12 protein-coding genes and 1 tRNA gene are annotated in these 12,927 nt (G+C 58.7%); 7 read left to right on the top strand and 6 right to left on the bottom strand.

From position 1 onward, the window contains the following. Nucleotides 1–7: 7 nt before the first annotated feature. Nucleotides 8–763 carry a type II secretion system assembly factor GspB gene (gene gspB / locus ACZYTD_RS10490; protein ID WP_463891859.1) on the bottom strand — a complete coding sequence of 252 codons (756 nt, stop codon included), beginning with the start codon at nucleotides 761–763 and terminating at the stop codon, nucleotides 8–10. Beyond that, the gene (locus tag ACZYTD_RS10485) at nucleotides 763–2,409 is read right to left on the bottom strand and encodes an ExeA family protein (protein ID WP_463891857.1); all 1,647 of its coding nucleotides are present in this window, start codon (nucleotides 2,407–2,409) and stop codon (nucleotides 763–765) included. The genes gspB and ACZYTD_RS10485 overlap by 1 nt, the downstream gene beginning before the upstream one ends. 299 nt (nucleotides 2,410–2,708) lie before the next feature. Between ACZYTD_RS10485 and ACZYTD_RS10480 the strand changes: the two genes are divergently transcribed. Further along, a complete protein-coding gene (locus tag ACZYTD_RS10480) occupies nucleotides 2,709–3,941 on the top strand; it encodes a multifunctional CCA addition/repair protein (RefSeq protein WP_463891855.1) in 1,233 nt (410 codons plus the stop codon). 214 nt (nucleotides 3,942–4,155) lie between these two features. Here the strand turns inward: ACZYTD_RS10480 and ACZYTD_RS10475 are convergent, their stop codons facing one another. From ACZYTD_RS10475 to folB, 3 genes are all read right to left on the bottom strand, one after another. Then, on the bottom strand, nucleotides 4,156–4,953 hold the full coding sequence (locus ACZYTD_RS10475; protein WP_463891854.1) for an undecaprenyl-diphosphate phosphatase: 798 nt from the start codon (nucleotides 4,951–4,953) through the stop codon (nucleotides 4,156–4,158). Nucleotides 4,954–5,026: 73 nt separating this feature from the next. Beyond that, nucleotides 5,027–5,506, bottom strand: a complete 480-nt coding sequence (gene folK, locus ACZYTD_RS10470; protein ID WP_463891853.1) for a 2-amino-4-hydroxy-6-hydroxymethyldihydropteridine diphosphokinase — start codon at nucleotides 5,504–5,506, stop codon at nucleotides 5,027–5,029. Then, a complete protein-coding gene (gene folB, locus ACZYTD_RS10465) occupies nucleotides 5,506–5,856 on the bottom strand; it encodes a dihydroneopterin aldolase (RefSeq protein ID WP_463891852.1) in 351 nt (116 codons plus the stop codon). The genes folK and folB overlap by 1 nt, the downstream gene beginning before the upstream one ends. A 265-nt stretch (nucleotides 5,857–6,121) precedes the next feature. Between folB and plsY the strand changes: the two genes are divergently transcribed. Next, complete coding sequence (plsY, locus tag ACZYTD_RS10460) at nucleotides 6,122–6,772, top strand: glycerol-3-phosphate 1-O-acyltransferase PlsY (RefSeq protein WP_463891850.1); 651 nt, start codon at nucleotides 6,122–6,124, stop codon at nucleotides 6,770–6,772. A gap of 36 nt (nucleotides 6,773–6,808) precedes the next feature. Here the strand turns inward: plsY and tsaD are convergent, their stop codons facing one another. Continuing rightward, complete coding sequence (gene tsaD / locus ACZYTD_RS10455) at nucleotides 6,809–7,822, bottom strand: tRNA (adenosine(37)-N6)-threonylcarbamoyltransferase complex transferase subunit TsaD (protein ID WP_463891848.1); 1,014 nt, start codon at nucleotides 7,820–7,822, stop codon at nucleotides 6,809–6,811. A gap of 179 nt (nucleotides 7,823–8,001) precedes the next feature. On the opposite strand from tsaD, the gene rpsU reads away from it, so the two are divergent. From rpsU to ACZYTD_RS10430, 5 genes are all read left to right on the top strand, one after another. Beyond that, complete coding sequence (gene rpsU, locus ACZYTD_RS10450) at nucleotides 8,002–8,217, top strand: 30S ribosomal protein S21 (RefSeq protein ID WP_463891847.1); 216 nt, start codon at nucleotides 8,002–8,004, stop codon at nucleotides 8,215–8,217. 24 nt (nucleotides 8,218–8,241) lie between these two features. Further along, nucleotides 8,242–8,685: a GatB/YqeY domain-containing protein gene (locus tag ACZYTD_RS10445; RefSeq protein WP_463891845.1), complete on the top strand. Its 444-nt coding sequence runs from the start codon at nucleotides 8,242–8,244 to the stop codon at nucleotides 8,683–8,685. 141 nt (nucleotides 8,686–8,826) lie between these two features. Continuing rightward, nucleotides 8,827–10,596, top strand: a complete 1,770-nt coding sequence (dnaG, locus tag ACZYTD_RS10440) for a DNA primase (protein WP_463891843.1) — start codon at nucleotides 8,827–8,829, stop codon at nucleotides 10,594–10,596. A gap of 266 nt (nucleotides 10,597–10,862) precedes the next feature. After that, nucleotides 10,863–12,716: an RNA polymerase sigma factor RpoD gene (gene rpoD / locus ACZYTD_RS10435; RefSeq protein WP_463891842.1), complete on the top strand. Its 1,854-nt coding sequence runs from the start codon at nucleotides 10,863–10,865 to the stop codon at nucleotides 12,714–12,716. Between the two features lie 105 nt (nucleotides 12,717–12,821). Then, nucleotides 12,822–12,897 (top strand) — tRNA-Ile (locus tag ACZYTD_RS10430). Nucleotides 12,898–12,927 lie beyond the last annotated feature (30 nt).

Here is a 12,927-nt window from a genome sequence, read left to right as displayed (position 1 = left end):
CTCTCGCTCAGCGGCCCAAACCATTCCAGTCAGTGAGCGCGGGCAGGCTGAAGCTCTGGCTGCCGATGCGAAAGATGCTGGCATCAGACTGGATCTGCAACAAACTTAACCCAGGGAATACCTCGGCCCCCTCATGGTAATCGCGGCCATTGAGCGTGATGGTGCGATTGGCCGGGGTCGAGGAGTAGACATGGGAGCTATAGCGCAGTGGCGGCACCTTGCCGCTGACACTGGCAGGCAGGGCGGAGAGCGGCTCAGCGGAAGGCGCCGGCGTCTCAGCCTGGGGCGGCTGGATCTCCGGCATGGAGCTATCACCCGCCGGCGTTTCCAGCGCCTGCATGAAACGCTTGGCCAGGGTCGGGGAGACCCCATCCAGGTTGAGCTTATCCAACTCGGGGTTGCGCTTGGGCTCGCTCTGGGTAGGCGCGGCCACTGTGGTGGTCGGCGGCAGTATCACCTCGGGCTCACTCATCTCGGGTACCGGCAGGGGCTGAGTGTTGAACTCATATTGGCGGCTGGCCAAACCATAGGGCAAAGCGGTCAGCTGCTTGACCTCGATACGCTCCTCGCGGGGGTGGTTGTTCCACCAGTGCCAGCCATAGTTACTGGCCGCCCCCAAGAGTAGACAGAGCGGCAAGCCCAAAGCCCAGGTGAGCAGGGTGCCCAGCCAGTTGCGCTCACGTTCGACACCGAGCCCTAAGCTGGCCTCAAAGGCGCTGCCGGGTTTGTCAGCTTGCCGCTTGGCGGAGAGTAAAATCGACATCAGCTGGCACTCCCTTCATCTGCAACGCCACTTTCATGACTTAAACCGGGCTCATCCGCTGGCTCCTCATCGCTCGATAAGGGGCGATCCAGCCGCGGCATCACCTCATGACTACGCGCATTGAGACGGATCAACGTCTGAGTCCCGGCGACCCCATCGGCTTGCAAGCCTTCGGCCTGCTGGAAGCGTTTGAGCTTGTCAGCCAGCGCGCCATCAAACTTGCTAACCTTGCGCGGCCGCTCCTTGAAGGCCTGACTCAGGGCATTCTCCAGCCACTGCAGATCGGCGCCACTGCTGCGCGGGGTGATGAGACGGCTGCCACTCTTGGGCAAGCGCCAGAGCAGGGTGTACTCATCGCCCCAGGCCTGCTCCAGCCAGCTACGATCCACACTCCAGCTCTCGCCATCGATCAGCAGGTCGGCACGCTTGTCGTCCAGGCGCAACAGGTCGGCGTAGAACTCCTGGGCGTTTTCGTCGAACAACCGGATCAGTACCGGGTGGTCAATGGCGGCGACATCAGCCAGCTTGGCACTCCCCTGCTGACAGAGCAGCCCAACCCGCGTCGCCGCAGCACAATTAGCTTCATCCAGCATGGCCTCATAGCCCCAGATGCGATAGAGCTGCACCATGGCCTCATCCTGATAACTGGCCTGCTGAATCGCCTTGGCAAAGCGTTTCATCACCTTGGCATCGGGTGGCAACTTGATGGGCACCTCGATGCGGGTCACCTGTTGTTCGGGGAAGAAACCCCACTTCTGCCAACCAAACCAACCCGCCAGCAACATCAAGAGGCCGCAGAGGGCAAAGGCCACCGCCCCCAACTTACCATTGTCACGATCCCGAATGCCCATAGCATCGAAGGCCGCCTGGATCAGCAACTTCTCGGCTATCTTGGGCTTACCCTCGGCAAAAGCACCCAGCAGAGCCCGCTCACAGATGAGGTTGATGATGCGGGGAATGCCGCCGCTCAGGCGGTGCAGGGCGCGGATGGCGCCGCTGGTGAAGAGGGGTTGCACACAGCCCGCCACCTGGAGACGAAAACGCACATAGGCGTCCACATCGTCCCGAGAGAGCGGCAGCAAGTGATAACGGGCCGTGATGCGCTGGGCCAACTGCCGCAACAAGGGCTGGCGCAGCAGTTGCTGCAACTCGGGCTGACCTATGAGCACCACCTGTAACAGCTTGGCATCATCGGTCTCCAGGTTAGTCAGCAGGCGTAACTGCTCCAGCACCTCAGGAGAGAGATGCTGGGCCTCATCGATCAGCAGCAAGGTCTTGCGCCCTGCCGCCTTGTTGGCCAGCAGGTGTTGATGCAGCAGATCAAACAGCTCTTTGATGCCCGCCTCGGGGCCATAGCCCAGCTTGAACTCATCGCAGATGGAGGCCAGCAGCTCACGCTCGGTCAGGGTTGGGTTGATCACCAAAGCCAGATCACTGTCCGCAGGCAGCTGCTGGCGCAAGCAACGGGAAACAGTGGTCTTGCCGGTGCCCACCTCGCCGGTGAGCAACACGAAGCCACCGCCGTCATGGAGTCCATAGTTAAGATGAGCCAGCGCCTCAGTATGGCGCTCACTCATGTAAAGATATTTGGGATTGGGCGAGATGGAGAAGGGACTCTCCTTCAGGCCAAAAAACGCTTTGTACATACTGCCTCTCCCTGCAGAGATCGCACCTGGCGCGGGCTTTTCGCCCCCAAGGGTACGAATGAGAGCCACTACGGCTGCGGGTCGATCTCCTGACTAGGCGGCAGGTTAAAGCCAGCACAGAGGGATGTCAAAGCAGATATACTTTCGCGACAATAGGGAGCCGCATCGGGCAGCAAACTGCATCGCTTGCTGCTTTTTTACGCCGAGCGCCGGCTTGACGGCTCGGTCGTCGTTTTCCTTGGCCAGAATCCAGTCGTAATGCATTGGGCCTGGCGGATCTGAATCGTAACGAGGTGAGTGTGCAAATCTATCTGGTGGGTGGCGCCGTGCGCGACAAATTGCTGGGGCTCCCGGTCACGGAGCGGGACTATGTGGTGGTCGGCGCCCGTGCCGAAGAGCTGCTGGCCCAAGGGTTCGTGGCCGTGGGGCGCGACTTTCCGGTCTTCTTGCACCCCACCAGCAAGGAGGAGTACGCCCTGGCGCGTATCGAGCGCAAACAGGGCCACGGCTATACGGGCTTTGCCTGCTACGCCGCGCCCGAGGTGACGCTGGACGAAGATCTGCTGCGCCGGGATTTGACCATCAACGCCATTGCCGAGGCCGCGGATGGCACCCTGCATGATCCTTATCAGGGCCAGGCCGATCTGCAAGCCAAGTGGCTACGCCATGTCTCCCCTGCCTTCAGCGAAGATCCGCTGCGGGTGCTGCGCACGGCTCGCTTCGCCGCCCGCTTCCACCATCTGGGGTTTCGTGTCGCCCCGGAGACCCAAGCCCTGATGAGCGAACTGAGCCACAGTGGCGAGCTGGCACACCTGACCCCGGAGCGGGTCTGGAAGGAGCTGGAGAAGGTGCTGACCGGCGACAACCCCCACATCTTCTTTCAGGTGCTGCGCGACTGCGGTGCCCTGCAGGTACTCTTCCCCGAGCTGGATCGGCTGTTTGGCATACCCGCCCGCCCCCAGTGGCACCCGGAAGTGGATACTGGCATTCACGTCCTGATGGCCATAGCGCAGGCCGCCCTCCTGAGCCCGGAGCTGGCGGTGCGCTTTGCCACCCTCTGTCACGACTTCGGCAAGGGGCTGACCCCAGCCGCCATACTGCCTAGCCATCATGGTCACGGCGAGCGGGGCCTCCCCCTCATCCGTGCCTTTTGCCAGCGCTATCGGGTACCGAACGAGTATAGGGATCTGGCCCTGCTGGTGAGTGAATACCACAGCATCATCCACATAGCCCTGGAGTTGCGCACCTCGACCCTGCTCAAGTTCTTCGACAAGGCGGATGGCTGGCGCAAACCGGAGCGCATCGCCCAACTGCTGGCCTGCTGTCGGGCTGACTTTCATGGTCGCCTGGGTTTTGCCGACAAGGAGTATCCGGAACCCACCTATGTCGCCGAGGCCTTTGCTGCCGCCCAAGCGGTGCCGGTCCAGCCCATCATAGCCGCGGGCTTCCAGGGCGAAGCCATCCGCCAGAAGCTGGGGCGCGAGCGCCAACTGGCCATCCGTGCCGTGCGGGATCGCTGGTTGGAGCGCTAACCGCCCTGAACAGACATCACCAAAAGTACTGACTCCGGGGTAATCGAAGACAAAAGCAGGGGTATTCCCTTTCGCCAACACGCCGTAAACCCATCCCTGGGGGCTCGATGGCGGCATCCTTGCTGCCAACGGTTGACTCAATGGGAACACTCCCTGCTTTATCTGATGAGCATGACCGACTCCAGGGCCTTCCTATTGCCGTGGGGAGGCCCCATCAGACCACAAACACCAACAGGGCCATACCAAGTGCCAACCGGTAGAGAACAAAAGGCCACAAGCCCACATGGGCCAGCAGTTTGAGAAAGAGGTGGATCACCAGGAGCGCACTCAGAAACGAGATGCCCATGCCGAGGATCACCTGACGCCACTCCACCACGGCAGCCGAATTCAGCAGCTTCATGCCCTCATAGCCCCCCGCCATCAAGATGATGGGGATGGAGAGCAGGAAGGAGAAACGCGCCGCCGCCTGGGGCTTGAGCCCCAACAACAAACCCGCCGTCATGGTGATACCGGAGCGGGAGGTGCCAGGAATGAGTGCCAGCGCCTGGGCCAGACCGATCAACAGGGCCTGGTTTAATGTCAGGCTATGGAGCTCCTCACGCTTGTCACCGTAGCGATCCGCCACCCACATCAGCAGTCCAAAACTGATGGTGGTGAAGGCAATGACCAAGGAGGAGCGCAGGTAAAAGCTGAGCAGTTGGTTAAACAGCAGACCCGCCAAGGCCGCAGGGACTGTGGCCAGCAACAGACACCAGGCCAGGCGACCCGATTCATTCATGCGCTTGGTATGCAGGGAGTCGATAAAGGCCGACGTCAGCGTTTGCAGATCACGCCGAAAATAGAGCAGTACGGCGGCCAAGGTCCCCAAGTGCACAGCGACATCGAAGGCCAACCCTTGATCTGGCCAGCCAAGCAGCTTGGAGGGCAGGATCAAATGGGCAGAGCTGGAAACCGGCAGGAACTCGGTGAAGCCCTGGATCAAGGCCAACACCAGTACGTGTAAATCAGACATATTGCTCCCTTGGATGAAATACGAGCCAGCCAGCGCAAACGCCGCTAACTAACTGAGAACTGCTGGGGCAGTTTTACCAACTTACCGCCGTTAAAGGCTGCAAACTGGCGTCATATTGCTGCCAAAGTTGGGCCAAGGTCTGCCCCACGACCGGATGCCAATAATCAGGGGCCAGTTCGGCGAAGGGGCGCAGCACAAAGGCGTTGGTCAGAATTTCCGCCCGCGGCAGTTGCACCGGTGTACTCATCACCCTCTGATCATAGGTGAGCAGATCCAGATCTAGGGTGCGGGGTGAGAATTTTTTGGCCTCCAGAGTGCGACCATGGGCATACTCGATCTCACGCAATTGGGCCTGCACTTGCTCAACTTCCAGCTCAGTATCGGCCCCCGCCACCAAATTGTAGAAGTTGGAGCCGACAAAACCGACCGCCGCACTCTCATAGACGGTGGAGTGATGTAGACCGGGAAAGTGGCGAGCCAAGGCCTGCAGACCACGCTGCAGATAGTGCTCCCGCTCTATGTTGCTCCCCAGACCGATGTAAATACGCGCCATCACGCCTCCCGCACTATCTCGACCCCGACACCACGCGCCGTCACCACGGCGGTGGGCTTGGTTACCCTCACCTTGACCCGAGGCACAGCAAACTCCTGCAGTATCAGCGCCGCCACGCGCTCAGCCATGGTCTCAACCAGCTCGACCGGAGAAGCCTGCACCAGCTCGGTCACCCGATTGGCCACATAGGCATAATCCAGAGCCAGCGCCAGGTCATCCTGCTCACCCGCTGGACGCGTGTTGTAATCCATCTCCAGATCGAAGATCAGCCGCTGAGTGATGCCCTTCTCCCACTCATAAACGCCAATGGTACACAGCACTTCTAAACCGGAGATAAATACCTTATCCATTTCACCCTCTTTAATTTTTTATCTGTCGCTACGCTTCTTTCATCCCATGGAGCGGGCGCGCATCGTCTTCTAAAACATAGTACTCTCAGGCGGAGTAATTTCGCGCCTAGTTCCCCTGAGTCTGGAGCCGAGCGATCTCGCCAGCTTGACTGATTTTGTCACCCAGGCAGGAGGTCGGATACCTCTACCGCTCATTTGAGCCTATGATCAGGGACAGAGCCGGGATCTTACTCCAGCAAACCCGGAAGACAAACCTAGAGCGCCCATGACAGCCTTCAGTCTCGCCATGATCATTCTCGCCTATCTGGGCGGTTCCATCTCTAGCGCCGTACTGGTGAGTCGGCTCTATGGCCTGCCCGACCCCAGGGAACATGGTTCTCACAACCCCGGCACTACCAATGTGCTGCGACTGGGTGGTCGCACCGCGGCCCTGTGGGTGTTGCTGTGTGACATGCTCAAGGGCACCCTGCCGGTCTATTTAGCCTGGTATCTGAGACTTCCCCCCTTCACGCTGGGCCTCATAGGCGTGGCCGCCTGTTTGGGACACATGTACCCGCTCTTCTTCCACTTTCGCGGAGGTAAGGGCGTCGCCACCGCCCTAGGCACCATGATGCCCATTGGCCTGGACATGGGGGCCATGATGTTGGCCACTTGGCTGCTGGTGCTGGTCGGAACGGGTTATTCCTCACTGGCTGCCCTGATCGCCGCCCTGCTGGCCCCGCTCTACACCTATTGGCTCAAACCCGAATATACCCTGCCGGTATCCATGCTCTGCTGCCTCATCATCTACCGGCACCATGAGAATATCCACCGCCTGCTCAATGGTCAGGAGGACAGGATCTGGCGCCGCAAGGCTCGCGCGCAACGCCGGCAGACGAAACTCACCACAGGTGAAGATAAAAAAAGCGGTGAGTGATCACCGCCCTTGAATTTCTCCATCACGCCCAATGACTCACAGGGGCGGCAGCTCTTCCAGGCTCCAGCGTGGTTTGACCGACACCTCCAACCCCACACTCTGCCCCGCCTTCAATCGCTGCAAGCCCGCATAGGCGATCATGGCGCCGTTATCGGTGCAATATTCCGGGCGCGGGTAGAAGACCTCACCCTTGAGCTCATCCATCATCTGCGCCAACTGCTCCCGCAACTGGCGATTAGCGCTGACGCCCCCGGCCAGCACCAGACGCTTGAGACCGGTCGCCTTGAGCGCACGCTTGCACTTGATGGCCAGGGTATCCACCACAGCACACTGAAACGCATGGGCGATATCGGCCCGGGTCTGCTCATCACTGCCCTGGGCATGGATGGTGTTAGCGGCAAAGGTCTTCAGACCCGAGAAACTAAAGTCGAGGCCGGGTCTATCCGTCATGGGGCGCGGAAAGAGAAAGCGCCCCGGCGTCCCCTGTTCGGCCAGCTTGGAGAGACGTGCCCCCCCCGGGTAGTCGAGTCCCAGCAGCTTGGCCGTCTTGTCGAAGGCCTCACCCGCCGCATCGTCCACCGACTCACCCAAAATCTGGTAGCGGCCTATGCCATCCACCCGCACCAGCAGGGTGTGACCACCGGAAACCAGCAGGGCGACGAAGGGAAACTCGGGGGCGTGCGTCTCCAGCATGGGAGCCAGCAAATGACCCTCCATATGATGCACGGCCACTGCCGGTTTGCCCCAAGCCATGGCCAGGCTGCGCCCTATGGTGGCGCCGACCAACAGAGCCCCCACCAGACCCGGGCCTGCGGTATAGGCGATGCCGTCGATCGAGTCAGGATCACACTGGGCTTCGGCCAGCGCCTCAAGGATCAAGGGGATCGTTTTGCGGACATGATCACGGCTGGCCAGTTCCGGCACAACCCCACCGTAATCGGCATGCAGCTTGACCTGGCTATATAATTGGTGCGAGAGGATCCCAAGTTGATCGTCGAAGATCGCGATCCCGGTCTCGTCACAGGAGCTTTCAATACCTAAAACACGCATGGAGGGAAAAAATCACTGTCAAATCGAGGTCGGTATGTTACCCTCCGCCCGTTTTTTACACCAGTCTCTTCTGATAAGGGTTTACTTTGCTCGCCCGATCAGATTAGAATTTCGCACCATTTTTAGTCGGGCGGACCATATTGCGGTCAGCCGTAAAATATCTCTGAGGTGAGAGGCACATGCCAGTAATTAAAGTACGTGAAAACGAGCCGTTTGATGTCGCCCTGCGTCGCTTCAAGCGTTCTTGCGAAAAAGCCGGTGTTCTGGCTGACGTTCGTAGCCGTGAATTCTACGAAAAGCCAACCACTATTCGTAAGCGCGCCAAGGCTTCTGCCGTAAAGCGTCATGCCAAGAAACTGGCTCGCGAAAACGCACGTCGTAATCGTCTGTACTAATCGCGTTGACGGAGTGACTCGGTCATGTCTCTACAGGAACAACTGAAGAGTGAATTGAAGACGTCGATGCTCGCCAAAGATAAGGTGCGCGTCGGAACTATTCGTCTGTTAATGGCCGAGATCAAGCAAAAAGAGGTCGATACCCGTACCGAACTCTCTGATGACGAGATCCTTGCCGTGCTGACCAAGATGGTCAAGCAACGCAAGGATTCCATCAGCCAGTTTGCCGCTGCTGGTCGTCAGGATCTGGTCGATGTTGAATCTGCCGAGATCCAGATCTTGCAAGCCTTCTTGCCTCAGCCCCTGAGCGAGGCCGAGATCGATGCTCTGATTGAACACGCCGTAACCCAACTCTCTGTAACCAGTATGCAGGAGATGGGCAAGGTGATGAATGCACTTCGTCCCCAACTCCAGGGGCGAGCCGATATGGGCGTCGTAAGCGCCAAGATCAAGGCGCGACTGGCCTAACCCATTCGTGACGATCCCAGTAAGCCGCGCATCCTATGATGGCGCGGCTTATTTATTTGTGCGACCTTACTGTCTGAAACTCGGGTAGCCGCTCCATGGCTCCCCTGCGCGTCACCCCCCATCCAACGAGTAGATCCAGACATGGCAGGCAAGATCCCGCAATCCTTTATCGAAGATCTTCTGGCCCGAACCGACATAGTCGACCTGATCGATGGCCGTGTGCGGCTGAAAAAAGCCGGCAAAAACTACCAGGCCTGTTGCCCCTTCCATAACGAAAAGAGCCCCTCCTTCTCGGTCAGCCCGGAGAAGCAGTTCTACCACTGCTTTGGCTGTGGTGCCCATGGCAATGCCATAGGCTTTTTGATGGAGTATGACGGCCTCAATTTCCCCGATGCCATCGAAGAGCTGGCGGGCACCCTGGGGGTACCTGTCCCGCGCGAAGAGAATGGTCAGGGTGGATCGTCAGGATCCGCCCCCATGATCAGTGCGGATCACTATCAGCTGATGGAACAGGCCAGCCGCTTCTTTCAAGGCCAGTTGCGCAACTCCAGCGCCGCCATCGACTATCTCAAGGGGCGTGGGCTCAGCGGCGAGGTTGTGAAGAAGTTTGGCATCGGCTACGCGCCAGCAGGGTGGGATGGGCTGCGCCAACTGCTGGCTCGCAATCGGGAGCTGGAACAACAACTCATCACCCTGGGCATGTTGATCCAGAAGGATCAGGGGGGCAGCTATGACAGATTTCGCGATCGCATCATGTTTCCCATCCACGATCGTCGAGGCCGCATCATAGGTTTTGGCGGTCGCGTACTGGGAGATGGCACCCCCAAATACCTTAACTCGCCAGAAACCCCCATCTTTCACAAGGGAAAGGAGCTGTTTGGTCTCTATGAACTCAAGGAGGCGAACCGTAACCCGAGCCGCATCCTGATAGTGGAGGGCTATATGGATGTGGTGGCGCTAGGCCAGTATGGCATCGATTATGCGGTAGCCTCTCTAGGCACCGCCACCACCAGCGATCACATGCACCTGCTATTTCGCACCACACCGGAAGTGGTCTGCTGCTATGACGGCGACAATGCCGGTCGCGAGGCCGCCTGGCGCGCCTTGGAGAATGCCCTGCCTGGCTTGCAGGATGGCCGGGAGCTGAAGTTTGTCTTCCTCCCCCCGGAGCATGATCCTGACTCCTTCGTCCGCGCTCATGGTCGTGAGGTCTTCGAACAGCAGCTGGCAGAAGCCCAGCCCTTTGCCGACTTCCTGTTTGAGCGCCTGACCCGGGATCTTAACCTCTCCGGCGAAGCGGGGCAGAACGAGCTGGCCCAGAAAGCCGTGGCGCTGATCCGCCGAGTGCCAGAGGGCTTCACCCGGGAAGGGCTTATCACCAAACTCTCCCAGCGCCTGCGCTGGGGCGAGAATGAGCGCCGCCTGCGAGACATCATGGCGCGTCAGGAAAAACAGGAGAGCGAAGCGCCTCAGAGCCAAGCCGCTGGCCGCCCGACACAGAACAAGATGAAGCTGACCCTGGTGCGGCGCACCATAGCCCTGGTGGTACAACACCCCCAAGTCGCGGCACAACTGCCGCTGCTGCCCCAGGCGCTACTAGGGTTGCGGGAGCCCGGTGTCGGCTTTTTGTTGCAACTGCTCGAACTGCTGCACGACAAGCCCATGACGACCGGACAACTGCTCGAGCACTGGCGTGGCACCAAGGAGGGCGAAGGATTAGCACGACTGGCGATGCTGGAAGAGATAGCGGTGGGCGACAATATACTGCAGGAGATGGAAGACACCTGCGCCCGCCTCATCGATCGCTTCTTGCAGCAACGAGTCACGGATCTACAGAACAAGGCCTCAGCTGAAGGACTGAGTCAGGAGGAGAAGCAGGAGCTACTGTTGCTACTGACGGAGAGCAAATAACAAAATAATGGGCAAAAATGCGATCCAGACTTGCAATTCCGGCCGCCAGGCCCTATACCATACCCCACGCCCGGTTAACGGGAACTATCACCAGAAATTGAAGATAACAGAATTGAACCGACCGCTCAGCCCAGCCAAATGCCTTGGGCAACGGTCTTTTTACGCATTCATCAGGGTCAACGTGCAAAACTGGTCGATTTTTAGTATGATCGGCGGTTCGCGCGCCAATACCGCGCACTCTGGCGCAATCTCGCATCACCAACCGGATGAGTTCTATGGAGCATACCCCGCAGTCGCAGCTTAAACTCCTCGTTGCCAAAGGTAAAGAACAGGGCTACCTGACCTATGCCGAGGTGAACGATCATCTGCCACAAGATATCGTTGATTCGGATCAGATTGAAGACATTATCCAGATGATCAATGACATGGGTATCCAGGTGGTGGAAAGCGCCCCGGATGCCGATGACCTGATCATGACCGAAACGGCCCAAGACGAAGATGCAGCCGAAGCCGCCGCTCAGGTGCTCGCCTCGGTGGAGTCAGAAATTGGCCGCACCACGGATCCCGTCCGCATGTATATGCGCGAGATGGGTACCGTTGAGTTGCTCACCCGCGAAGGCGAAATCGACATCGCCAAGCGCATCGAAGATGGTATCAATCAGGTACAGAGCTCGGTCGCCGAGTATCCTGAGGCCATCACCTATCTGCTCGATCAGTATGACAAGTACGAAGCAGGCCAAATTCGCCTGGGCGACATCATAGCCGGCTTCGTCAATCTGGACGAAGACGATCTGCCTCCGACCGCCACTCACATCGGCTCCGAGCTCAGCGAAGATGAGCTGGCCGATGAAGACGATGATGAAGAGGAAGACGAAGAGAGCGAAGACGACGATAGCGATGATGACGGTGGTCCCGATCCAGAACTGGCCCGTGAAAAATTCGGCGATCTGCGCACCCAGTCTGAAGTAACCCGCGTTTCCATCAAGGCCCACGGCCGTGAAGACAAGCGGACCCAGATTGAAATCACCAAACTGGCCGACGTATTCCGTCAATTCCGCTTGGTGCCAAAGCAGTTTGACCGTTTGGTCAACAACATGCGCGAGATGATGGAGCGCGTACGGGTCCAGGAACGCATCATAATGAAGTGTTGCGTCGAGCGGGCCAAGATGCCGAAGAAAAACTTCGTCTCCCTGTTCACCAACAAAGAATCAGATCTGGCCTGGTTTGAACAGGCACGCAGTGGCGGCAAGTCCTGGTCTACCGCCCTCAACGACGTCTCCGAAGATGTGGAACGCGGCGTTGCCAAGTTGCAACAGGTGGAAGAAGAGACCGGTCTCTCCATCTCCCAGATCAAGGATATCAACCGTCGCATGAGCATAGGTGAGGCCAAGGCCCGCCGTGCCAAGAAAGAGATGGTGGAAGCCAACTTGCGTCTGGTGATCTCCATCGCCAAGAAGTACACCAACCGCGGTCTGCAATTCCTGGATCTGATCCAGGAGGGCAACATTGGCCTGATGAAGGCCGTGGATAAATTCGAATACCGCCGCGGCTATAAGTTCTCAACCTACGCCACCTGGTGGATCCGTCAGGCCATCACCCGCTCTATCGCGGATCAGGCACGCACCATTCGTATCCCGGTGCACATGATTGAGACCATCAACAAGCTCAACCGTATCTCCCGTCAGATGCTGCAGGAGATGGGGCGCGAGCCGAGCCCGGAAGAGCTGGCCAGCCGCATGGGTATGCCGGAAGACAAGATCCGCAAGGTACTGAAGATCGCCAAAGAGCCTATCTCGATGGAAACCCCCATCGGTGATGATGAAGACTCCCATCTTGGCGACTTTATCGAGGACACCACCTTGGCACTGCCAGCTGATGCGGCCACCGCAGAAAGCCTCAAGGCAGCCACCAAGGATGTTCTCGCTGGCCTCACCGCCCGTGAAGCCAAGGTCCTGCGCATGCGCTTCGGCATCGACATGAACACAGACCACACCCTGGAAGAGGTCGGCAAACAGTTTGATGTGACCCGCGAGCGGATCCGTCAGATCGAAGCCAAGGCGCTGCGCAAGCTGCGCCACCCCAGCCGCTCCGAGGTTCTGCGCAGCTTCCTGGACGAGTAGCCCGCAGAGAGCGTCTAGATGCAACGGGTTGCTGCTTTTATAAGCATCTAACCCGTTGATATCTGGACTATCTGAAACAGGATCTTTATAATCCTCCCCACATTCGGCCCCTTAGCTCAGCGGTCAGAGCAGGCGACTCATAATCGCTTGGTCCCCAGTTCAAACCTGGGAGGGGCCACCAAATAAATCAAAGGCTTACAGAGAAATCTGT

The organism is Pseudaeromonas sp. HNCC25DJ180 (assembly GCF_055413345.1).
Note: the sequence above shows the minus strand (reverse complement) of the source record. Positions and strands in the feature narration are given on the sequence as shown.